Annotated in this window: 22 protein-coding genes; 5 read left to right on the top strand and 17 right to left on the bottom strand. The window is 63.0% G+C overall.

Translation table 11 applies throughout. The annotated features are described in order from the left end of the window. Positions 1-23: 23 nt before the first annotated feature. From PSEMAI1_RS0103750 to htpG, 5 genes are all read right to left on the bottom strand, one after another. Positions 24-671: a 3'-5' exonuclease gene (locus PSEMAI1_RS0103750; RefSeq protein WP_024301575.1), complete on the bottom strand. Its 648-nt coding sequence runs from the start codon at positions 669-671 to the stop codon at positions 24-26. 86 nt (positions 672-757) lie between these two features. Beyond that, complete coding sequence (trxC, locus tag PSEMAI1_RS0103745) at positions 758-1,201, bottom strand: thioredoxin TrxC (RefSeq protein ID WP_024301574.1); 444 nt, start codon at positions 1,199-1,201, stop codon at positions 758-760. A gap of 103 nt (positions 1,202-1,304) precedes the next feature. Continuing rightward, positions 1,305-1,688: a DUF2784 domain-containing protein gene (locus PSEMAI1_RS0103740; RefSeq protein ID WP_024301573.1), complete on the bottom strand. Its 384-nt coding sequence runs from the start codon at positions 1,686-1,688 to the stop codon at positions 1,305-1,307. Between the two features lie 38 nt (positions 1,689-1,726). Then, positions 1,727-2,080 (bottom strand): hypothetical protein, encoded by a 354-nt coding sequence (locus tag PSEMAI1_RS0103735; protein WP_024301572.1) that lies wholly within the window; start codon positions 2,078-2,080, stop codon positions 1,727-1,729. Positions 2,081-2,278: 198 nt separating this feature from the next. Beyond that, positions 2,279-4,183 carry a molecular chaperone HtpG gene (gene htpG / locus PSEMAI1_RS0103730; protein WP_024301571.1) on the bottom strand — a complete coding sequence of 635 codons (1,905 nt, stop codon included), beginning with the start codon at positions 4,181-4,183 and terminating at the stop codon, positions 2,279-2,281. A 175-nt stretch (positions 4,184-4,358) separates the two neighbouring features. On the opposite strand from htpG, the gene PSEMAI1_RS0103725 reads away from it, so the two are divergent. Beyond that, positions 4,359-5,150, top strand: a complete 792-nt coding sequence (locus PSEMAI1_RS0103725; protein WP_029770482.1) for an ABC transporter substrate-binding protein — start codon at positions 4,359-4,361, stop codon at positions 5,148-5,150. A gap of 37 nt (positions 5,151-5,187) precedes the next feature. On the opposite strand, the gene ispH is transcribed toward PSEMAI1_RS0103725, so the two are convergent. From ispH to PSEMAI1_RS0103685, 8 genes are all read right to left on the bottom strand, one after another. Beyond that, positions 5,188-6,123, bottom strand: a complete 936-nt coding sequence (ispH, locus tag PSEMAI1_RS0103720; protein WP_024301569.1) for a 4-hydroxy-3-methylbut-2-enyl diphosphate reductase — start codon at positions 6,121-6,123, stop codon at positions 5,188-5,190. A gap of 109 nt (positions 6,124-6,232) precedes the next feature. Next, the gene (gene lspA / locus PSEMAI1_RS0103715; RefSeq protein WP_024301568.1) at positions 6,233-6,736 is read right to left on the bottom strand and encodes a signal peptidase II; all 504 of its coding nucleotides are present in this window, start codon (positions 6,734-6,736) and stop codon (positions 6,233-6,235) included. Continuing rightward, positions 6,729-9,512, bottom strand: a complete 2,784-nt coding sequence (gene ileS, locus PSEMAI1_RS0103710) for an isoleucine--tRNA ligase (protein WP_024301567.1) — start codon at positions 9,510-9,512, stop codon at positions 6,729-6,731. The genes lspA and ileS overlap by 8 nt, the downstream gene beginning before the upstream one ends. Next, complete coding sequence (locus tag PSEMAI1_RS0103705) at positions 9,509-10,444, bottom strand: bifunctional riboflavin kinase/FAD synthetase (protein WP_024301566.1); 936 nt, start codon at positions 10,442-10,444, stop codon at positions 9,509-9,511. Before PSEMAI1_RS0103705 ends, ileS begins: the two co-directional genes overlap by 4 nt. A gap of 133 nt (positions 10,445-10,577) precedes the next feature. Continuing rightward, positions 10,578-11,234: an OmpA family protein gene (locus PSEMAI1_RS0103700; RefSeq protein ID WP_024301565.1), complete on the bottom strand. Its 657-nt coding sequence runs from the start codon at positions 11,232-11,234 to the stop codon at positions 10,578-10,580. 230 nt (positions 11,235-11,464) lie between these two features. Further along, positions 11,465-11,989 carry a DUF934 domain-containing protein gene (locus PSEMAI1_RS0103695; RefSeq protein ID WP_024301564.1) on the bottom strand — a complete coding sequence of 175 codons (525 nt, stop codon included), beginning with the start codon at positions 11,987-11,989 and terminating at the stop codon, positions 11,465-11,467. Beyond that, positions 11,973-13,631, bottom strand: coding sequence for a nitrite/sulfite reductase (locus PSEMAI1_RS0103690; protein WP_024301563.1), 1,659 nt, complete (start codon positions 13,629-13,631; stop codon positions 11,973-11,975). The genes PSEMAI1_RS0103695 and PSEMAI1_RS0103690 overlap by 17 nt, the downstream gene beginning before the upstream one ends. Positions 13,632-13,661: 30 nt before the next feature. Continuing rightward, positions 13,662-14,369 (bottom strand): phosphoadenylyl-sulfate reductase, encoded by a 708-nt coding sequence (locus PSEMAI1_RS0103685; RefSeq protein WP_024301562.1) that lies wholly within the window; start codon positions 14,367-14,369, stop codon positions 13,662-13,664. Between the two features lie 121 nt (positions 14,370-14,490). Here PSEMAI1_RS0103685 and cysB point away from each other — a divergent pair, with 121 nt between their 5' ends. After that, positions 14,491-15,432 (top strand): HTH-type transcriptional regulator CysB, encoded by a 942-nt coding sequence (gene cysB, locus PSEMAI1_RS0103680; RefSeq protein ID WP_024301561.1) that lies wholly within the window; start codon positions 14,491-14,493, stop codon positions 15,430-15,432. Between the two features lie 81 nt (positions 15,433-15,513). Here the strand turns inward: cysB and fabG are convergent, their stop codons facing one another. Further along, a complete protein-coding gene (gene fabG / locus PSEMAI1_RS0103675; protein WP_024301560.1) occupies positions 15,514-16,254 on the bottom strand; it encodes a 3-oxoacyl-ACP reductase FabG in 741 nt (246 codons plus the stop codon). A 211-nt stretch (positions 16,255-16,465) separates the two neighbouring features. Next, complete coding sequence (locus PSEMAI1_RS0103670) at positions 16,466-18,094, bottom strand: ABC-F family ATPase (RefSeq protein ID WP_024301559.1); 1,629 nt, start codon at positions 18,092-18,094, stop codon at positions 16,466-16,468. Positions 18,095-18,265: 171 nt separating this feature from the next. On the opposite strand from PSEMAI1_RS0103670, the gene dapA reads away from it, so the two are divergent. Beyond that, positions 18,266-19,141 (top strand): 4-hydroxy-tetrahydrodipicolinate synthase, encoded by an 876-nt coding sequence (gene dapA, locus PSEMAI1_RS0103665; protein WP_024301558.1) that lies wholly within the window; start codon positions 18,266-18,268, stop codon positions 19,139-19,141. 22 nt (positions 19,142-19,163) lie between these two features. Continuing rightward, positions 19,164-20,294, top strand: a complete 1,131-nt coding sequence (gene bamC, locus PSEMAI1_RS0103660) for an outer membrane protein assembly factor BamC (protein ID WP_024301557.1) — start codon at positions 19,164-19,166, stop codon at positions 20,292-20,294. A gap of 302 nt (positions 20,295-20,596) precedes the next feature. On the opposite strand, the gene PSEMAI1_RS22125 is transcribed toward bamC, so the two are convergent. Together PSEMAI1_RS22125 and PSEMAI1_RS0103655 are read right to left on the bottom strand one after the other, a co-directional pair. Then, positions 20,597-21,049 (bottom strand): hypothetical protein, encoded by a 453-nt coding sequence (locus PSEMAI1_RS22125; RefSeq protein ID WP_232219828.1) that lies wholly within the window; start codon positions 21,047-21,049, stop codon positions 20,597-20,599. Beyond that, positions 21,050-22,183: a cupin domain-containing protein gene (locus tag PSEMAI1_RS0103655; protein ID WP_024301556.1), complete on the bottom strand. Its 1,134-nt coding sequence runs from the start codon at positions 22,181-22,183 to the stop codon at positions 21,050-21,052. 143 nt (positions 22,184-22,326) lie between these two features. Here PSEMAI1_RS0103655 and PSEMAI1_RS0103650 point away from each other — a divergent pair, with 143 nt between their 5' ends. After that, positions 22,327-22,806, top strand: a complete 480-nt coding sequence (locus tag PSEMAI1_RS0103650) for a peptidylprolyl isomerase (RefSeq protein ID WP_024301555.1) — start codon at positions 22,327-22,329, stop codon at positions 22,804-22,806. The last annotated feature ends 23 nt before the right edge of the window (positions 22,807-22,829 follow it).

Here is a 22,829-nt window from a genome sequence, read left to right as displayed (position 1 = left end):
TCCCCCCACACGAACCGGGACAGTCACCCCGGTTTTTTGTTGCCTGAACCCGCGTGCCCCAGCCCGGCATCAGCCCGCCCCAGCCGCTCCAGCTCGTGGAATACCTGCAAGGCGACGTAGGCATCGTTGCCGGCGTACACCCGCTGCGCCTCGCTCAGCACCGGGCTCGCCCAGTTCGAGGTCGACTGGCGCTTCGACTTGCGGAACTGCTGCCCGAACAGCCGCGCCACCGCCTGGACCGCACCCACGGTATGGCGGTCGCCCGGCTGGCGGAACAAACGCCCGATGTCCACCAGCCCGGCGCACTCGATGCCCAGCTTGGCCTTGAGACGCTGCACGTCCGACCCGAGTTCGAAGCCGACCTTGCGGATCGCCGGCGACTCCAGAATATCCCGCAGCCGTGCCAGATCGCCCAGCCGCTCCACCGGGAACAGATAGGCGTGGCCGGCGGTGGCCAGCTGAATCAGGTGCGGCCCGCTCGATACCTCGCCCTTGAGGAAGGTCGGGCGGGACTCGGTATCGAAGCCCAGCACGCGGCACACGCTCAACTGGCGATACGCGGCCTCCATCTCCGCCTCGTTCGTCACCACGCTGACGGCCTTGAGCGCCAGCCCCGGGTAGGGTGGCAGGGTCCGGATATCGTCCTTGGAGAAGTGTTGTTCTGGAATCATGGGATGGCGGCAGGGACAAAAGTAACGGAGCCGGCCGAGTGTACGCGGGGCCCGGCCGGAACACCAGCGCGGCCCCTCCGCTTGCCTCAGCGCAGCGGACAGCCCGCTGCGCTGAGCTGCCGCTCGGCCCATTGCAGCAGCTCGGTCGCCTGCAGCACGCCGCTATGACGCGCCAGCTCGCGCCCCTGCCAGAACAGGATCAGGGTCGGGATACTGCGGATCTGATATTGCCGCGACACCAGCGGAGCCTGCTCGGTATCCACCTTCACGAAGCGCATCGCCGGACGTGTCTTGGCCGCGGCGGCGAACTGCGGCGCCATCATCTGGCACGGCCCGCACCAACCGGCCCAGAAATCCACCAGCACCGGCAACTCGGTGCCGGCGAGAAAGCCCGGCAAGGCGGCGTCAGACAAGGCCACCGGGGCGGCGGCGAGCAGTGAAGTCGCGCACTTGCCGCACTTGGGCGACTCGTGCAGACGCTCCTCGGGCACACGGTTGCGCACGCCGCAGGCGGGACAAACCAATTGCATGAAACGTTCCTTTCCGATCGGCGATGCCCACAGCCCGATCCCGGCACCGCAGGCCGGCGCAGATCGAACCCGGCGCGAGGTAGGCTCAAGCACCGCCACCCGCTCACCCGGCCCCTCTGTTCCGGCCCTTGCGCCAGCGATGGATCACGTAGCCGTACACCGCCAGGTTGACGGCCACGACCAGCCCCCCCAGCACCAGCTGGATATCCCGGTTCAAGGCCTCCGGATAGATCAGCGGCACGAGGTAGTTCTCGACAAAGCCGCCATGATAACCAGCCGCCCCACCCAGCTCACGCAGCCAGTTTTCCAGCGGCGTCAGCGGGCAGACCCATCCCCCCACCTCCACCGCAAAGCCCCAGCCGACGGCGGGTAGATGCCACCATGCCCACCATCTCCGCCACAAGGCCAGCAAGCCGCCCAGCAGCACGAAAACGATGAACGACAAGTGAAGCAGCACCACGGCATCGGCCAGCAGGCGATAGATCATGCGCACATCCTCCCACGGCAGGAGCAGACCGGAACGGCTTACCGGCCTTGGCGAGAGCCGGCCCCGAGGCGGCGCCAGAACCGTCCCAGCACCAGGCCGGCGACGAACACCGCCCCCCATGCCGCCCACTCGGCACCGGCCCCGAAGCCCCATCCGGCCGACGATGAACCGCCCGGGCAGGCCGCCTTCTCCCATTCCCGCGCCGAGATCTGCGTCATGCGCGAGAGCCCATCGAGCCCGTAAACACAGAACTCGCCGCCGGGCAGGCTACAGAAGCGCTCGGCGGGACAGCGCGTCAGAATCTTCGCCGCCACCCCCTCCCCACACACCGCACCGGCGCTCTTCAGCACCTGCTGCGTCACTTCGGGGTATTTGGAAACCAGTTCCGGCATGGCACCTCCTCGGCCTTCCCCTGCTCCGCCCATCGCAACGCCGCCAGGCCTTCCGCCTCGCCGCGAAGCCCTCGGCCGCCCTCTTTAATAGCCCACTCTCACGCACGTTGCCAGCACCGACGCAAAAAAACCGTCCGACCCTCGCGGGCAGGACGGTTTCGAAGATACCTTCAGCCAACCATGGCCGAAGCGGACGGCTTATGCCGACAGTTCCAGCAGCAGCTTGTTGATGCGCTTGACGAAGCTCGCCGGGTCCTCCAGCTTGCCGCCTTCGGCCAGCAAGGCCTGGTCGTACAGCACCTGGGCGAGGTCGCTGGCGCGCGCCTCGTCCTGCTCCTCGGCCAGACGCTTCACCAGCACATGCTCCGGATTGATCTCCAGCGTCGGCTTGGCGGCCTGCGGCACGTTCTGCCCCGCGGCCTTGAGCAGGCGCTCGAGGTGCGTGCTCATGTCATGCTCGCCCACCACCAGGCAGGCCGGGCTGTCGGTCAGGCGGGCGGTCGCGCGCACGTCCTGCACCCGCTCGGCCAGCACGCTCTTGATGCGCTCCACCACCGGCTTGGCAGCCTCTTCGGCCTGCTGCTGCGCCGCCTTGTCCTGCTCGTCCTCGAGCTTGCCCAGATCGAGCGCGCCCTTGGCCACCGACTGCAGTGGCTTGCCGTCGAATTCGTGCAGCGAAGCGGTCACCCACTCGTCGACGCGGTCGGTCAAGAGCAGCACCTCGACACCCTTCTTCTTGAACACTTCCAGGTGCGGACTGTTCCTAGCGGCGGCCAAGGTCTCGGCGGTGATGAAGTAGATCTTCTCCTGACCTTCCTTCATGCGTGCCACGTAGTCGGTCAAGGACACGGTCGGCGTGTCGCCCTCGCTCGCGGTGGTCGTGAAGCGCAGCAGCTTGGCGATGCGCTCCTTGTTGGCGAAGTCCTCGCCGACGCCTTCCTTCAGCACCTGGCCGAACTCCTGCCAAAACGTGGCGTACTTCTCGGCGTCGTTGGCGGCGAGGTCTTCCAGCAGCGCCAGCACCTTCTTCACGCAGCCGGCGCGGATGGCATCGATGTCCTTGCTCTGCTGCAGGATTTCACGCGATACGTTCAACGGCAAGTCGTTGCTGTCGATCACCCCGCGCACGAAACGCAGGTAATGCGGCATCAGCTTCTCGGTGTCCTCCATGATAAACACGCGGCGCACGTACAGCTTGACGCCCTGCTTGCGCTCGCGGTCGTACAGGTCGAACGGCGCGCGCGACGGGATGTACAGCAGCTCGGTGTATTCCTGGCGGCCCTCGACGCGGGCGTGGCTCCACGCCAGCGGCTCGCCGAAGTCGTGCGCGGTGTGCTTGTAGAACTCGCGGTACTGCTCGTCGCTGATGTCGCTCTTGGAACGGGTCCACAGCGCCGAAGCGGCGTTGACGTTTTCCCACTCGTCCGACACCACTTCCTTGCCGTCCTCGTCGAACGTGGACCCCTTCTTCATCTGGATCGGGATCGAGATGTGGTCGGAGTAGGTGCGCACGATGCGCTTGATCGACCAGTCGTTGAGGAACTCGTCCTCGCCCTCCTTCAGGTGCAGCACGATCTCGGTACCGCGCGTCGCCTTCTCCACCGGCTCCAGCGTGTACTCGCCGTGCCCCTCCGACTCCCAGCGCACCGCCTCGCCAGCCGGCGTGCCGGCGCGGCGCGTGGTCAGCGTCACCTTGTCGGCGACGATGAAGGCGGAGTAGAAGCCGACGCCGAACTGGCCGATCAGGTTGGCGTCCTTCTTGGCGTCGCCGGTCAGCGACTCGAAGAAGGCCTTGGTGCCGGACTTGGCGATGGTGCCGATGTGCTCGACCACCTCGGCCCGGCTCATGCCGATGCCGTTGTCGGTGATGGTGACGGTACGCGCGGCCTTGTCCAGGCTCACACGGATTTTCAGCTCGGCGTCATCTTCCAACAGCTCCGGCTTGGCGATCGCCTCGAAGCGCAGCTTGTCGGACGCGTCGGAGGCGTTGGAGATGAGTTCACGCAGGAAGATTTCCTTGTTCGAGTACAAGGAATGGATCATCAGGTGCAGAAGCTGTTTGACTTCGGTCTGAAAGCCCAGGGTTTCTTTCTGTGCGCTCATGGTGTCATTTCAAGGTTGTTGACGGAATGAGGGGGAAGTAGAGGCAGACGGCGCTATTTCAAGTGTCGCCGGCCATCGTGTATGCTGTCGGGGTGAGTTCGCCTCCTCGATCCGGCAGCTGGCCCCAGCTGGGGAACCCACTCCCAATACGAACAAAAATCACCGAGCGGCACACATGCGCAGATTCCTCAGCCTCCTCTGGAGCTTGCTGGCCCTGGTCGCGGCCAGCAGCCACGCAGCAGGCCCCTTCACCGTCTGCTTCGAAGAGTGGCAGCCCTACGCCTGGGTGAACCCAGCCGGCCAGGCCTACGGCCCCAGCATCGACATCTATCGCCAGGCCCTGCGTCAGGCCGGCATACCCACCGTCGCCTTCAAGGAAATGCAGTACAACCGCTGCTCGGAACAGGTCAAGCAGGGCCTGGTCGACATGAAGCTGTTCGTGCTCGACAACGAGTTGCCCGGCCAGCCGCAACTGCACGAGCCGACCGAATACTGGCAGATCGCCGCCATCGTGCGCCAGGACTCCCCGCTACAGCACTATCAGGGCTTGTCCGACTTCGAGCGCGCCCGCCTCGCGCTGATCACCGGTTACCTCTACCCGGAACCGCTGGACGCCTTCATCCGCACCCATGCCTGGTCGGCTTCCGACCCGACCCATGCCTACCGCCTGATCGCCAGCAAGCGTGTCGACGCCGTCTTTCTCGACCTCTTGGCGTTCGAACAGCGCAACCGCACGCTGCGTCTGCCGCTGCGCCCGCTGCAGCCGGTCGTCGCTCGCCTGCCGGTGTTCGCCGTGCTGTCCTCACGCCACCAGGAACTGTCCAAAGCACTGGACGCGGTCATCGGCCAGATGAGGGAACAAGGCGAGATCGACCGGCTCTACCGCCTGTATACCGGCCGCACCCTGGCCCAATGGCTGCACTACGCCGGCCCGGTGGAAGGCACGACACCAAGCAAAACGCCCTGACCAGCAGGGCGTTTCTGTTCGGCGGTCGGTGTCCCGCTCAGGAAGCGGCGCGCAGCCCCGGCGGCAGGGCGAAGGTCGTGGTTTCCTCCACCCCCTCCAGCTCCGTCACGCTGTCTGCGCCCAAGGCGCGGATGCGCTCGATCACCGCCTGCACCAGCACCTCCGGCGCCGACGCCCCGGCGGTGACGCCGACCCGGCCCTTGCCCTCGAACCACTGCGGTTCGAGCAGCGTGGCATTGTCGACCATGTAGGCCTCCACCCCCTTCAGCGCCGCGACTTCGCGCAGGCGGTTGGAGTTGGAACTGTTGGGCGAACCGACCACGATCACCAGGTCGCATTGCTCGGCCAGCACCTTGACCGCGTCCTGGCGGTTCTGCGTGGCGTAGCAGATATCGTCCTTCTTCGGATTGGCGATGGCCGGAAAGCGCTCGCGCAGCGCCGCGATGATGTCGCGCGTCTCATCCACCGACAGCGTGGTCTGGCTGACGTAGGCTAGCTTGTCGGGGTTCTTCACCGTCAGCGTCGCCACGTCGGCGACGTTTTCCACCAAGTACATGTCGCCGTCGACTTGGCCCATGGTGCCTTCCACCTCGGGATGGCCGGCGTGGCCGATCATGACGATTTCCATGCCGGCCTGGTGCATGCGCTTGACCTCGACGTGCACCTTGGTCACCAGCGGACAGGTGGCATCGTACACCGTCAGCCCGCGCTCCTCGGCCTCCAGGCGCACCGACAGCGGCACACCGTGCGCCGAATAGATCAGCGTGGCGCCACGCGGCACGTCGGCCAGATCCTCGATGAAGATGGCGCCCTGCTGGCGCAGCTTGTCCACCACGAAGCGGTTGTGCACCACCTCGTGACGCACGTAGATCGGCGCGCCGTACAGCTCCAGCGCGCGCTCGACGATGGCGATGGCGCGATCCACCCCGGCGCAAAAACCGCGCGGGTTGGCGAGCATGATGGTCTTCGTCATCGGTTACTCCTCATCGGTTCGGTAGGGCGGGCACGGCCAGAGCCCTTGCCCGCCCGGTTTCGCCAGCCCGGCCGGCTGCCGCACACGCGGCCTGCGGCCAAGCTGGCAATCATGGTTGCGGCTTTTTCAGGCCGTCGATCACCATCAGCGCCGCGCCGACACAGATGAACGAGTCGGCCAGATTGAACGCTGGGTAGTACCAGGCGTTGTAATAATGCACCTGGATGAAGTCGATCACGTGGCCGTGGATCAGCCGGTCGATCACGTTGCCCAGCGCCCCGCCCATGATGAAGGCGGCGGCCAGGTTCATGCGGCAGGAAAAATGGCCCTTGATGATGTTCCAGCCCAGCCAGCCCGACACGGTGAAGGCCAGCAAGGTGAACAAATGCTTCTGCCAGCCACCGGCGCCGGCCAGGAAGCTGAACGCCGCCCCCGGGTTGTACAGCAGGGTGAAGCTGAAGAAACCGGGGATGACCTCGCGCACCTCACCGAACTGGTACTGGCTATTGAAGTACACCTTGCTCGCCTGATCGAGCACGATGACCACCAAGGCCAGCGCGAACCACCTCAGGACTCCCCTGCGGCCCATGGCCAGTGCTGCGCTATCAGGCATGGAGGCGCGCCTCGCCCTTGCCGTCGATGTTTTCCACGCAGCGACCGCACACGTTGTCGTGGCCGGCATGGGCACCGACGTCGTCGCGGTAGTGCCAGCAGCGCTCACACTTGGCGTGGATCGACGGGGTCACCACCACGCGCGTCTCTTGCGCCTCACGCACCGTGGCGCGCGACACGATCAGCACGAACTTCAGGCTGTCGCCCAGCGAGGCCAAGAGCGGATAGAGCTCGCCATCGGCCTCGATGTCGAGCTCCGCCTGCAGCGAGGAGCCCAACTTGTCTTCGGCGCGAAGTGTCTCGATATCCTTGTTGACCGTGGCGCGGAAAGCGCGCAGCGCCTGCCATTTCGCCACCAGCGCAGCCTCCTGTTCGGCCTCCGGCAGCGGGAATTCGTGCCAGAGGTGGAACAGCGTGCTCTCCTCCTCGCTCTTGGTCAGCACTTCCCACGCCTCCTCGGCGGTGAAGCATAGGATCGGCGCGATCAACAGCAGCAGGCTGCGCGTGATGTGGTAGAGCGCGGTCTGTGCCGAGCGGCGGGCGTGGCTGTCGGCCTTGGTGGTGTAGAGGCGATCCTTCAGCACATCGAGATAGAACGCGCCCAGGTCTTCCGAACAGTAGCCGACGATCTCCTGCACCGCGTGGTGGAAGGCGTAGCGGGTGTAGAGCTCGCCGGCCACCTTCTCCTGCAGTTCCTTGGCCATCAGGATGGCGTACTGGTCGATTTCCAGCAGATCGTGGAACGGCACCGCGTTGTCCAGCGGGTCGTAGTCGGACAGGTTGGCCAGCAGGAAGCGCAGCGTGTTGCGCAGACGGCGATAGCTCTCGGTGACGCGCTTGAGGATCTCGTCAGAGATCGCCAGTTCGCCGGAATAATCGGTCGACGCCACCCACAGCCGCAGGATGTCGGCGCCGAGGCTATCGTTGACCTTCTGCGGCGCCACCACGTTGCCCTTGGACTTGGACATCTTCAGCCCCTTGCCGTCCACCACGAAGCCGTGGGTCAACAGCTGCTGGTACGGCGCGCGGCCGATGGTGGCGCAACCGGTGAGCAGGGACGACTGGAACCAGCCGCGGTGCTGGTCGGAACCTTCCAGGTACAGGTCGGCCGGCCACGCCAGCTCCGGGCGTTGCTTCAGCACGGCGAAGTGGGTCGAACCGGAGTCGAACCAGACGTCCAGCGTGTCGGACAGCTTCCGGTACTGTTCGGCCTCGTCACCCAGCAGCTCTTTCGCGTCGAGGCTGAACCACGCTTCGATACCCTGCTGCTCGATGCGCAGCGCCACTTCCTCCAAGAGCTGCGCCGAACGCGGATGCAGCTCGCCGCTTTCCTTGTGCACGAAGAAGGTCATCGGCACGCCCCAGTTGCGCTGGCGCGACACGCACCAGTCCGGGCGGTTGCCGATCATCGCCTCGAGGCGGGCGCGGCCCCAGCCCGGGAAGAATTCGGTGGCGTCGACGGCATTGCGCGCGCGTTCACGCAGCGCCTCGCCGCCATTGCCCTGCTTGTCCATGCCGATGAACCATTGCGCGGTGGCGCGGAAGATGATCGGCGTCTTGTGGCGCCAGCAGTGCGGATAGCTGTGCGCGAGCTTGGTGTGATGGATCAGCGTGCCGCGCTCGGCCAGCGTCTCAATCACCTTGGGATTGGCCTCCCACACCGACAGGCCCGCGAACAGCGGCGTCGACGAGGTGTAGCGGCCGTCGTCCATCACCGGGTTCTCCACCGGCAGCTCGTAGGCCTGGCCTACCTGGAAGTCCTCCAGGCCGTGCGCCGGCGCGGTGTGCACCAGGCCGGTACCTGCGTCGGTGGTGACGTGCTCGCCGCAGACGATCGGCACCACGCGCTCGTAGAACGGGTGCTGCAGTGGCAGACCCTCCAGCTGCTCACCGACGGTTTCCGCCAAGAGCGGCGCCTCTTCGCAACCGTAACGCTTGAGCGCGGCCGGGGCCAGCTCCTTCACCAGCACCAGCTTGCCCTGCGGGGTATCGAACAACTGGTAGGTCAGCGCGGCGTTGATCGCCACCGCCTGGTTGGCCGGCAAGGTCCACGGCGTGGTGGTCCAGATCACCGCCAGCGCGTTGTCGATCGCCCCCGCCAGACCGAAGGCTTCGGCCAGGCGCACGCCATCCAGCACCTTGAAGCCGACGTCGATGGCCGGCGAGGTCTTGTCCTCGTACTCCACCTCGGCCTCGGCCAGCGCCGAGCCGCACTCGATACACCAGTGCACCGGCTTCTCGCCCTTGAACAGGTAGCCGTTCTCGTAGATCTTGCCGAGGGTGCGCACGATGTCGGCCTCGGTCTTGAAATCCATCGTCAGGTAGGGATTGTCCCAGTCGCCCAAGACGCCCAAGCGGATGAAGTCCTTCTTCTGGCGCGCGATCTGCTCGTGCGCGTATTCGCGGCACAGCTCACGGAACTTGGCGGCGGGAATGTTCTTGCCGTGCAGCTTTTCCACCATCAGTTCGATCGGCAGACCGTGGCAGTCCCAGCCCGGCACGTAGGGCGCGTCGAAGCCGGCCAGCGTCTTGGAACGGACGATGATGTCCTTGAGCACCTTGTTGACCGCGTGACCGATATGGATGTCGCCGTTGGCGTACGGCGGGCCGTCGTGCAGGATGAACTTGGGACGCCCGGCGGCCAGCTTCCTCAGCTTGTCGTAGCGTTTCTGCTCGCTCCAGCGCTTGAGCCAGCCCGGCTCGCGGCGGGCCAGGTCCCCGCGCATCGGAAACGGGGTATCCAGAAGGTTGACGGTCTTGCGGTAATCGATACTCATGCCTGCTCTCGCTGCAAACTGGTCAAATAGGTTTTGGCACTGGCAGCATCGCGTTCGATCTGGGCCACCAGGTCAGTCAAATTGTCGTAGCGCGCTTCATCGCGCAATTTCTTCAGGAAGCGTACGCTCAGACGCCGGCCGTAGAGGTCGCCGGCATAGTCGAACAGATGTACTTCCAGCTTGTAGTCCGGGGTGGTGCTGACGGTGGGATTCAGCCCCAGGCTGGCGACCCCGCCCTTGCGCCCATCCGGCGTATCCACCTCGACCACGAATACCCCTTGCAGCGCCGGCCTGCGGTGCGGCAGATGGATGTTGGCGGTCGGGAAGCCGATGGTGCGCCCCAGCTTCTTGCCGTGCATGACGCGCCCGGACAACTGGTAGGGCCGGCCCAGCAGGCGCTGGGCGGCGTCCAGGTCGCCACCGGCCAGGCATTCCCGCACCCGTGTGCTCGAGGCCCGCTCGCCCTGCACCAGCACCGACGGCATGGCCTCGGTGGCGAAGTCGGGACAAGATGACAATAGCCTGAAATCGCCCTTGCGGTCGGCGCCGAACTGGAAATCGTCACCGATCAGCAGATAGCGGGCCTGCAGTTGCTCGACCAGCACGCCGTGCACGAAATCCTGCGCTGCCATACGCGAAAAACGGTGATTGAAGCGGTAGACGAACAGGTAGTCGACCTGGCCGAACTGGCGCAGGAACAGCACCTTGTCGCGCAGGGTGGACAACCGGGCAGGCGGGTTGGCGCGCGCGAAGAATTCGCGCGGGTGCGGCTCGAATGTCAGCAAGGCCGTAGGCAAATCACGGGCGTCCGCTTCCACACGCAAGCGGGCCAGCATGTTCTGATGCCCCATGTGCACGCCATCGAAATTGCCGATGGTCAACGCACAGGCCGGCAAGCCAAAGCGGCGAGGATCTCCAAGGAATACCTGCATCACCCGTTCTGCATTCCGAAAACTTCCGATTGTAGCGGTCGACACCGGAGAGCGTCCAGCCATTCCGCTGCGGCGCACAAGCAAAAAGCCCTGCCAGGGCAGGGCTTTTTTTCAACACCGGAAACGGCCAGAATTACTTCTGGATCACGGATTCCTTGAAGGTGTCGATGGTCAGCTCGACGCGACGATCGCCTTCCAGGCAAGCGTTGCGGTCGGCTTTCTTCTTCAGCTTCTTGGCCTTGCATTCTTCGGTCAGCTTGGCTTCGCTTTCGCCCTTGCCAACAGCAGTCACCTTCTCGGCCGGTACGCCGGCGGCCACGAAGTAGTTCTTCACGGCATCGGCACGCTTCTGGGACAGCGCCTGGTTGTACTTTTCCGAGCCCAGGTAGTCGGTGTGACCAGAAACTTCAACAGACTTCAGGTTGGCATCGCCCTTCAGGCGGTTAACCAGCGGGTCCAGTTCGTTCTTGGCATCAGCACGCAGGGCAGCCTTGTCGAAGTCGAACAGCACTTTGGCGGACAGGGTCACTTTCTCTTTGACCGCAACCATCACCGGTTTCGGCGCTTCAACTACCGGAGCCGGGGCCGGCTTGGCGGCTTCCTTGTCACCACACTCGACCAGACCTTCGGTAGCCTTGTCGAAGAAATTGGTTCTCCAGCACTCGCCGTAGTTGTTGCGGGTTACGGCGTCGGTGCTTTGATCGGCGGTGTAGCCCGGCTTGGCGGCAAAGGCACTGGCGGATACCAGCAGAGCGGCGACCAACGCGCTCAGTTTCAACTGCTTGTTCATGTTATTCCCTCTTTATCAATACGCATCTTGGTGCGACGGAGCGCAATGGCGTCTATCAGCTTACTGCAAACTACAAATACAACAGAAAGATTGCCAAAGCTGTGTTTATGCATTCAAACCGCACTATAGGAATCAGGTCATGACCTGTCAATAATGCAGCTGCGGCCAAAATACCAAGCCGGCGCAAAAGTGTGGTTATTTCCACACCCAGCGCCGGCCTTTTGTTTCAGTTATGCAACATTTTCATGCCGACTGTTGCGTCTACGAAACAGTGGTTCCGGTTCGCGCCAAGTAGAGTGATAGCGCTCGCTAAAAGTTCCGAAGCCCTTCAGCGCATCTTCCAGATTCTTGCCTTCCTTGATCTCGAAGCTGTTGAAGCCGACCTGCCACAGGTAATGAACCAGGTCCTGCCAGACGTCCCCCAGGGCGCGCAATTCGCCCTGATAGCGATAACGCTCGCGCAGCAGCCGGCCGATGCTGTAGCCGCGGCCGTCGGTGAAGGCCGGGAAATCCACCGCCACCAGCGGAAAGCTCGCCAAATGCGTGGCCAGCTCGGCCGGCTCGTCGTCCGGCGCCAGCCACACCGCCACCTGGCCGGCACGGTTCTGCCACATCGCCGGCTCAGCCTTCCAGATGGCGAACGGTACGACCACGTCCCGTTCGGAAGCCACCTCGGGCAACTGCCCGGCTTCGTCCGGACGCAATACCGTCCAGCTGTCGGTCACCACCTGACCATCTTTAATGATGCTTCGCATAGACGCGCTCCTTGAACGGTTCGAGGCCGATGCGGCGCACGGTCTCGATGAAGCGCTCGCCATCCTGGCGCTGCTCCACGTAGAGGTTCATGATTTTTTCAAACGCCAGCGGCACGTCGGCCTGAGCAAAGGACGGCCCGATCACCTTGCCGATGGCGGTATGGTTGCCCTGGCTGCCACCCAGCGTGATCTGATACCACTCCTCGCCGTTCTTGTCGACGCCGAGAATACCGATGTTACCGATGTGATGATGGCCACAGGCGTTCATGCAGCCGGAGAAGTTGCAGTCGATCTCGCCCAGGTCGTGCAGGTAGTCGAGATCGTCGAACTTGCGCTGGATCGCTTCAGCCACCGGAATGGAACGGGCGTTGGCCAGCGAGCAGAAGTCGCCGCCCGGGCAGCAGATGATGTCGGTCAACAGGCCGACGTTCGGCGTGGCGAAACCCTGGCTACGCGCCAGCTGCCACACTTCATAGAGATCGCTTTCCTTTACGTCCGGCAGAATCACGTTCTGCTCGTGCGCCACGCGGATTTCACCAAAACCGAAGCGCTCCGACCAATCCGCCACCGCTTCCATCTGCTCGGCCGTGATATCGCCCGGCGGCACGCCGGTCTTCTTCAGCGACAGCACCACCGAGCGGTAGCCTGGCTGCTTATGAGTCCGGGTGTTGTGCTCTACCCAGCGGGCAAAGGCACGGTCTTCGGCCAGCTTGGCGGCAAAGCCCTCCGGATTGGCGGCCCGGGTCTCATAGGCCGGATCGTTGAAGAAACTGGCGTAATGCGCCACGTCCACGTCGCGCAGGGTGGCCGGGCCATCCTTGAGATGCAACCACTCGTCTTCGACCTTGGCGGCGAAGCCCTGCGGGGTGAGCGCCTTGACCAGGATCTTGATACGCGCCTTGTACTTGTTGTCGCGACGGCCGTAGCGGTTGTAGACACGCAGGATGGCGTCGAGATAGGTGAGGATGTGATGGGTCGGCAGGAACTCGCGGATCACCTCGCCCACCATCGGGGTACGGCCGAGGCCGCCGCCGACGATCACCTTGAAACCGACTTCGCCGTCGGCATTCCTCACCACGTGCAGGCCGACGTCGTGCACCAGCGTCGCGGCACGGTCTTCAACCGAACCCGACACGGCGATCTTGAACTTGCGCGGCAGGAAGGCGAATTCCGGATGCAGCGTGCTCCACTGGCGGATGATCTCGCAGTAGGGGCGCGGATCGATCAGTTCGTCGGCGGCCACGCCGGCAAAGGCGTCGGTGGTGGTGTTGCGCACGCAGTTACCGGAGGTCTGGATGGCGTGCATTTCGACTTCCGCCAGTTCGGCCAGAATATCCGGTACGCGCTCCAGCGCCGGCCAGTTGAACTGCATGTTCTGGCGCGTGGTGAAGTGGCCGTAGCCCTTGTCGTAAGTGCGCGCGATGTGCGCCAGCTTGCGCAACTGGCGGCTCGCCAGGTGGCCATAGGGAATGGCAATGCGCAACATCGGCGCGTGGCGCTGAATGTAGAGGCCGTTCATCAGCCGCAAGGGGCGGAACTCGTCCTCGGAAAGCTCGCCCGCCAGGAAGCGGCGGGTCTGGTCGCGAAACTGTTCAACGCGCTCGCGCACGATGCGGTAATCGACTTCGTCGTAACGGTACATGGTGGGGGCTTTACTCTGGTTCTAGGCCGTTCAGCGCTTGATGATGGACACGGCAGACTGCTTCACGTGCAGCCCGCATTCCTTGTTCTCGGGATTTTCCCACCACCAGCGGCCGGCACGGATGTCTTCGCCGACGGAAATCGCCCGAGTACAGGGCGCGCAGCCGATCGACGGGTAATGGCGGTCATGCAGCTCATTGTACGGCACCTGGTTTTCCCGGATATACGCCCACACGTCCTTCTCGCTCCACTCGATCAACGGATTGAACTTCATCAAGCCGTTGTCGGCGTCGAACTCGCGGTCGCCCAGGTCCTGGCGCGTCGGCGACTGCTCGCGGCGCAGGCCGGTGATCCAGGCCTTCTTCCCAGCCAGAGCACGCTTGAGCGGTTCGATCTTGCGGATGTGGCAACAGGACTTGCGGTTGTCCACGCTGTCATAGAAGGCGTTGATGCCGAATTCATTGACGAAGGATTCGACCGCCGCGGTATTCGGAAAATAGACCTGCACCGGGTTGGCAGGATAGCGCTCGCGCACCTGCTGCATCAAGGTGTAGGTCTCGGCCGGCAGACGACCGGTATCGAGACTGAAAATGCCGATCGGCAGCTGAAGCCTGGCGATCAGATCGGTCAGCACCATGTCCTCGGCACCGAAACTGTTGGCCAGCACCGCCGGCGCATGATCGCGGGCAATCTCCTGCAGCAGGGCCTCGGTCTGGGCCAGCTTTGCCTCAAGGGTCATCAAACGCACTCCATAGAAACCTGAACGTAAACTTTTGCCATGCTACCCAACATCCTTATATTCCTAAAAGACTGATGTGTTAGTATTTAATTACTTCTGGTTTTAACGCGGATGCTCCATCATGAAGCTGCAACAGCTACGTTATCTGGTCGAAGTCGCCAAGCAGGGACTGAACGTGTCCGAGGCGGCCGAGAAACTTCACACCTCCCAGCCCGGCATCTCCAAACAGATTCGCCTGCTGGAAGACGAACTCGGCATCCAGGTGTTCATCCGCAACGGCAAGCGCGTGGTGTCGGTGTCCGAGCCGGGCAAGGAAGTGCTGCGCATCGCCGAGCGCATCCTGCGCGAAGCCCAGAACCTCAAGCGTGTCGGCGACGAATTCTCGCGCGAATCGGAAGGCGCGCTGACCATCGCCACCACCCACACCCAGGCGCGCTACGCCCTGCCCCCCACCATCGCCGAATTCCTCAAACGCTGCCCGAAGGTGCGCCTGTCGCTCAAGCAGGGCAGCCCGACCCAGATCTGCGACATGGTGCTGTCCGGCGAGGCCGATCTCGCCATCGCCACCGAGGGCATTTCCCTCTACAAGGAGCTGGCGATGCTGCCCTGTTACGAGTGGAACCGTTGCGTGGTGGTGCCGAAGGGGCATGAGCTCAGCCTGCTGGAGCGCCCGCTCACGCTGGCCGACATCGCCCGCCACCCGATCATCACCTACGACTTCGCCTTTGCCGGCCGCTCCAAGATCAACAAGGCGTTTACCGATGCCGGCCTGACGCCCACCGTGGTGCTCACTGCCATCGATACCGACGTGATCAAGACCTACGTCTCGCTGGGGCTCGGAGTCGGCATCATCGCCACCATGGCCTACGAGCCCGAACGCGACGTTGCGCTGACCGCCATCGATGCCAGCCACCTGTTCGAACCGTCCGTAACCAAGATCGGCATTCGCCGCGATGCCTACCTGCGCGGCTTCGCCTACACCTTCATCGAACTGTTCGCCCCCCACCTGCACCGCCGCGAAATCGACGCGGCACTCTTGGCCAGCGAGCACGGCCACGACTGAGCCGTGCCGGCGGGACGATAAAACGCCCTGCCGGCACAGGGTGCAGACAGGGCGTTCGGACAACTGCCGGCAGCAAGCGGATCAGAGCGTCAGGCCGCCGGTCACCTCAATCGCGGCGCCATTGATGTAGCTGGCGTCATCGGAGGCCAGGAAGGCGTAGACGTTGGCGATTTCCGACGGCTCGGCCATGCGGCGCATCGGCACCTTCTCTTCCATCGCCTGGATCACTTTTTCCGGCATCGACTTGAGAATCGGGGTAGCGACGAAGCCCGGGCACACCGCATTGGCACGGATGCCTTTCTTGCCCAGCTCCTTGGCCCAGGTCTTGACGAAGCCGATCACGCCGAACTTGGAAGCGGCGTAGTTGGTCTGACCGAAATTGCCGTACACACCGACCACCGACGACGCATTCAGGATGACCCCGCTGCCCTGCTCCACCATGGTGTCGACCACGGCCTGGGTGCAGTTGTAGACCCCCTTCAGGTTGATGTCGATGACCTTGTCAAACTGGTCTTCGCTCATCTTCATCAGTTGGGCGTCCATCACGATGCCGGCGTTGTTGACCAGCACGTCGATACGACCGTAGCGGGCCTTCAGGTCGGCGACCATGGCGGCGATCTGCGCACGGTCGGTGACGTTCACCTGATAACCGACGGCCTCGCCGCCGGCCGCCTTCAACTCCTCCACCACCGCGTTGACCGCGTCGATGTTCAGGTCGCAAACCGCGACGATGGCCCCTTCCTTGATGAACTTCTCGGCGGTCGCCTTGCCGATACCGCTGGCCGCCCCGGTAATGATTGATACCTTCCCTCGCAAACGCATGGCATTTCTTCCTTACATATACATGTGAGACAAGCAACCCGAACTCGGGCGGGACTTAGGCTCCACCATTCAACCCCTTCCCAGGGTCGCTATTGGTTTTTATCGTTATTTTGACTGATACACGATGGTGCAGCGCAATCATTGCGCTGCACCATGGAAAATATAGCCCATCCCGAAAACGGGATAAAGCCATGTTTACAAACAGTTACGTTTACTCCAGGCCCTTGCTGCTCAGGTAGGATTCGTAATCGCCCATGTAGTGCTCGTAGCCACCCTTGCCGTCCAGCTCCAGGATCTGGGTCGCCAGCGAGCTCACGAACTGGCGGTCGTGCGAGACGAAGATCAAGGTGCCCTTGAACTTCTCCAGCGCCATGTTCAGCGATTCGATCGATTCCATGTCCATATGGTTGGTCGGTTCGTCCATCACCAGTACGTTGGGTTTGGTCAAGATCAGCTTGCCGTACAGCATGCGCCCCTTCTCGCCACCCGAAAGCACGCGCACCGGTTTGGTCACGTCGTCACCGCCGAACAGCAGGCGACCCAGGGTGCCGCGGATGACCTGCTCGTCGTCGCCGTCCTGGCCCCAATCGCGCATCCATTCGGTCAGCGTGCGGTCGCTGTCGAAATCTTCCTCGTGGTCTTGCGGGTAGTAGCCGATCTGGGCCTTCTCGGCCCACTTGACACGGCCGGCGTCGGCGGTGACGCCAGCCGCGTTGTGCGCCTCGTAGGCGCCGGCCAGGAGCTTGACCAGCGTGGACTTGCCGGCGCCGTTGGGGCCGATGATGGCCAAGCGCTCGCCGGCCTCGAGGATCAGGTTGAGATCCTTGAACAAGGGCTTGTCGAAGGACTTGGACAGACCCTCGATCTCCACCGCCTGGCGGTGCAGTTTCATCTTGTCTTCCACCTCGAAGCGGATGAACGGGTTCTGCCGCGACGACGGTTTCACTTCGACCATTTCGGCCTTGAGCTTGTCCACCTGTTTCAGACGCGAGGTGGCCTGACGGGCCTTGGACTTGTTGGCCGAGAAGCGGGCCACGAACTCCTGCAGGTCCTGGATGCGTTCCTTGGCCTTGGCGTTGGCCGACAGCTGACGCTCGCGCGCCTGGGTCGAGGCGATCATGTAGTCGTCGTAGTTGCCCGGATAGATCTGGATGGTGTTGTAATCCAGGTCGGCCATGTGGGTGCACACCGAGTTCAGGAAGTGACGGTCGTGCGAGATGATGATCATGGTGGAGTTGCGCTCGTTCAGCACATGCTCCAGCCAGCGGATGGTATTGATGTCGAGGTTGTTGGTCGGTTCGTCGAGCAGCAGCACATCCGGATCGGAAAACAGCGCCTGCGCCAGCAGCACGCGCAGCTTGAAGCCCGGCGCCACCTCGCTCATCGGACCGAAATGCAGTTCGGACGGAATGCCCACGCCCAGCAGCAGCTCGCCGGCGCGCGCCTCGGCGGTGTAGCCGCCGTATTCGGCGAACTTGGCCTCCAGTTCCGCCGCATGCATGTAATCGTCCTCGGTGGCCTCGAGGTTGGCGTAGATCGCGTCGCGCTCGCTCATGGCGGCCCACATTTCGATGTGACCCTGCAGCACCACGTCGATCACGCGCTGGTCTTCGTAGGCGAACTGGTCCTGGCGCAGCTTGCCCAGGCGCAGCCCGTTTTCGATCGCGACTTCGCCGCCGGTCGGCTCGAGATCGCCACCGAGGATTTTCATGAAGGTGGATTTGCCGGAGCCGTTGGCGCCGATCAGGCCATAACGGTTGCCTTCCCCGAATTTGACCGAAACCTTTTCGAAGAGCGGTTTCGCACCAAACTGCATGGTAATGTTCTGTGTACTAATCACGCTTGGATCCTTCAGCCAGATCGCCGTAAGTATCGGAAAAACGAAGGATTCTAGCACAATTGCCTAGTCTTTCGCGATCTCCATCCCGCTCTGGCGCACGCCCTTTTGCCATGGAGGGGAATTCCGCTACAATCGAAGGCCTCTTGAAACCCCTGATAAATAGGCTGAACTATGCTTACCGGTAGCTTGGTCGCGCTGGTCACCCCGATGCTCGAGGATGGTCAGGTTGACTTCGAATCCCTCAAGCGTCTCGTTGACTTCCACATTGACAACGGCACCGACGGCATCGTCGCGGTCGGCACGACCGGCGAATCGGCGACCCTCGGCGTCGAAGAGCACATTGCCGTCGTCGAGGCCGTGGTCAAGCATGCAGCCAAACGCGTCGCGGTCGTGGCCGGTACCGGCGCCAACTCGACCGCCGAAGCGATCGAACTGGCCGAGCATGCCCGCCAGGTCGGCGTCGACATGACCCTGTCGGTCGTGCCGTACTACAACAAGCCCACCCAGGAAGGCATGTACCAGCACTTCCGTGCCATTGCCGAAGCCGTCGACATCCCGGTCATCCTGTACAACGTGCCGGGCCGTACCGTCGCCGACATGAACAACGACACCGCACTGCGACTGGCCCAGATCCCCAATATCGTCGGCATCAAGGACGCCACCGGCGATATCGGTCGCGCCTGCGACCTGGTACTGCGCGCGCCGAAAGACTTCGCCCTCTACTCGGGCGACGACCCCACCGGGATGGCCTTCATGCTGTGCGGCGGCCACGGCGTCATTTCCGTCACCGCCAACGTCGCCCCCAAGCTGATGAGCGAGCTGTGCCAGGCCGCGCTCGCCGGCGACACGGTCCGGGCCCGCGCCATCAACGACAAACTGCAGGGTCTGCACAAGCAGCTGTTCATCGAACCGAACCCGATTCCGGCCAAGTGGGCGCTGCAGCAGATGGGGCGGATTCCTGGCGGCCTGCGCCTGCCGCTGACCCCGCTGACCGACGCTGCTACCTCGGCGGTACGCGCCGCCATGCAGCAGGCGGAAGTCCTCTAACCCCCATTCGATGGGAGAACGCATGAAACGAAGCGCGCCTGCCGCGATTCTGCTGCTGACCGGCCTGATGGCCGGCTGCAGCACATCCGAACCACTCGAGAACAAGCTCGATTACAAAACCGAAGCCCCCAAGAACATCAACACGCTGGAAGTGCCGCCCGACCTGACCGCTCCGCAGATCCGCAACCGCTACGAGCTGCCGCGCTCGGGTGTGGCCTCGCTGAACGAACTCAACCAGGCCCAGGGCCCCCTGAAGGCCGCCACCACCGCGACCGCCGCCACCAAGGTCGACAACATCCGCATGGAGCGTGCCGGCTCCCAGCGCTGGCTGGTGGCCGAGAACAAGCAGCCGGAAGAACTCTGGCCGGTGCTGAAGGCGTTCTGGCAGGACAATGGTTTCGTCATCAAGACCGAAGAGCCGCAGCTGGGCATCATGGAGACCGATTGGGCCGAGAACCGCGCCAAGCTGCCCAACGACGTGATCCGCAAGTTCATGGAAACGGTGGGGCTCGGCAATGTCTACTCGACCTCCGAGCGCGACAAGTTCCGCATCCGCGTCGAGAAGACCGCCGCGGGCACCGAAGTGTACTTCTCGCATCGCGGGATGTATGAAGTGTTCGTTGACGAAGGAAAATCGGAAACCAAGTGGCAGCCGCGCCCGGCCGATCCGCAACTGGAAGCCGAACTCTTGGGCCGCTTCATGATCCGCCTCGGCCAGACCGAAGAGAAGGCCAAGGAGGCGATCAAGCAGACCCAGGCGCCGGAAACCCCGAACAGCCAGATCGTGGACGGCAAGCTGACTGTCAATGACGGCTTCGACCGCGCATGGCGTCGCGTCGGCCTGGCCTTGGACCGCATCGGCCTGGTGGTGTCCGACCGCAACCGCTCGCAGGGCATCTACTATGTGAAGCCGGCAAAAGGCGAGGCCGTCAGCGGCAAGACGGAGAAATCCGGCGGCTTCTGGTCCAGCCTCGCGTTCTGGAGCAGCGGCGACAAGGGCGAGGCGGCACCGAAGGACGAAGAGTTCCTGGTGCAGTTGAAGGAAGAGACGCCGGGCAGAACCCAGATCGTCCTCTCCGACAAGGCCGGCAAGCCGCTGCCTGCAGCTCAGACACGGACCGCCCTGGGCAAGCTGCAGAATGAACTGCAGTAAACACCGTCCAAAGCATGAATAAAACCCGCTATAGGCGGGTTTTTTTCATGCACTCCTGCCTCGCCCAGCAAAGGCAGCTCGGACAGCAGCCCCTCAACTCGCTCGAAAACAGCGGGACCAGGACAACCTCAGAGGGACAGTGGCCACGAGCCAGGAGCCCGCCGTCGCCCCACCCCACTCCAGGCTCAACCCACAGCCTCAGGTAGCAGAAAGCGAGTCGACAGCCAGAGGCTGGTCTGCGAGCACCAAACAGGCACAAAAAAGCCGACCCATCTGGGTCGGCTTTTTCTACAGCAACCGAATTACTGAGCAGCGGAAGCAGCAGCCGGAGCGGAGGCTTCAGCGGTAGCAGCCGGAGCGGAAGCTTCAGCAGCCGGAGCGGAAGCTTCAACCGCCGGAGCGGAAGCTTCAACAGCAGCCGGAGCTTCTTCTTTCTTACCGCAAGCGGACAGAGCAACGGCCAGCAGGGCAGCAACGAGGAGCGACTGTTTCATTTTTAAGACCTTTGACTTTAAGTAATGAGAACAATTTTTCAGCAAAAATCGCCACCGGCCAACCGGAAGCGACTGAAATTTTTCAGTGGGCAAATTGTAGCATGAAAAAAACGGCTGTACAGAGGGTGCAGCGAGCAAAACGGCAACAGCCCCATGAAATTTTTCTTGCAGTGCAGCAAACAGCCCATAAACAGGGTTTTCCCACCTAGCAATTCGCTTCCGAACCGGTGTTGGCGGAAAACAACCAATATTATGTTGCAATCATGCAACACTATTGCCGATATGCCAGTACCCTGACAAATAGCCCTCGTACAGAACTTCGGTCATCGTATCCGAAAACGCCTGACCTGCCAGCTTGCGGGCATTGGCGAACTGTTGCCATAACGACACATCGGCTGCGTCCACCTCCAGCCGTTCGCCGTTGCAGTACAGCATTTCGCCGCGGTACAGGATCTGGCTCTTGGCATCGAGCATGACCCCTGCCGTCGCCACTTGTCGGGCAAATTCGTCCGGTTCCAGAGGGTCGTCCGGCGCATCGTAGAACACGTGCGGTTTGGGCTCGGTCAGGTAGTGGCCGAGGAAGTCGCCGACCGTGGCATGGTCCCACTGGATACGCTGCAGCATGCCCTCGACCTGGGTGATCATGGCGTCGCCGATGGCGGCGGGGTCCGATGGCTGCGACCGGAGGTCGGGATCGGCGTACCGGCCGTCGAAGCAGACCCGATCCTGCAGGTACACCAGGAACTGGGTGGCCAGCTCCTGCACCGACGGTGCACGGAAACCAATGGAATAGGTCATGCCCGGCTCCAGCGCCACGCCGTAATGGGCATAGCGCGGCGGCAGGTAGAGCATGTCGCCGTGCTCCAGCACAAACTCCTGCTCCGCCTCGAAGTGCTGGAGCACCTTGATCGGCGCATCCTCGATGAAGGCCTCGTCCTTCTGCGCGGAAATCTGCCAGCGCTTCTGGCCGCCGACCTGCAACAGGAACACGTCGTAGGAGTCGAAATGCGGGCCGACCGTACCGCCAGGCGGAGCGTAGCTGATCATCAGGTCGTCAAGGCGGGCGTACGGGATGAAATTGAAGCGCCACAGCAACTCGTCGATATGCGGCAGGTGGTGATTGACGTTCTGCACCAGAATGGTCCAGTCGCTGGCCGGCAGGCGTTTGAAGCGGGACGGGCGGAACGGCCCGCGCTCCAGCTTCCACTGCCCCTTGTTGAATTCGATCAGGCGCGACTCGACGTCGTCTTGCGTGGCCAGTTCGGCCAGCCAGTCGAAGCCGACGTGCGGCCCCACGTCCTTGATGGCGCCACGGATCAAGAGCGGCTTCTTGTGCCAGTATTCTTGCAGGAAATGTTCGGGCGTGATGCCGCCCAGCAGGCTCAGAGGAGTCATGGCAGTTTCTCGGTTGGCGGGTGCTGCAATGGTTTACAATACGCTTCAGGCGGGAACGCCCAGCATCTGGTTGCTGCAGGCACAAGGAACGCTTGGTGCCCTTGACCTGTCGAATCTCTTTATTTCTTGCACGGACAATTCTCATGCAAATTGCCAAAAATACCGTCGTTACCCTCCACTATGAGATGTTCGACGCTGACAATACCCTTCTCGACAAGACCGAGGAGCCCATCAGCTATCTGCACGGCGGCTACGACGGCATCTTCCCGCTGGTGGAAGAGGCACTGCAGGGCAAGGCGGTCGGCGACTCCATCGACGTGAAGATGGAGCCGGACGATGCCTTCGGCGAACCGGAAGAAGAACTGGTTCGTGTCGAGCCGCTGGACGTGTTCCCGGCCGACGTCGAAGTGGGCATGATGTTCGAAGCCGACGACCCGGAAACCGGCGACGTGCTGTTGTTCCGTGTGACCGACATCGCCGACGGCAAGGCCGTGGTCGACGCCAACCATCCGCTGGCCGGCCTGACCATCCGTTTCGTCGCCAAGGTCGTCGACGTACGCGCCGCCAGCGCCGATGAAATCAGCCACGGCCACGCCCACGGCGAGCACGGCCACCACCATTGATCGGCGACGGCCCAGCCGTCTGC

Origin of the sequence: Pseudogulbenkiania sp. MAI-1 (genome assembly GCF_000527175.1) — a bacterium.
Taxonomy (GTDB): domain Bacteria; phylum Pseudomonadota; class Gammaproteobacteria; order Burkholderiales; family Chromobacteriaceae; genus Pseudogulbenkiania.
The sequence above is the reverse complement of the archived record's forward strand: the minus strand, read 5'-3'. Positions and strand labels throughout refer to the sequence as shown.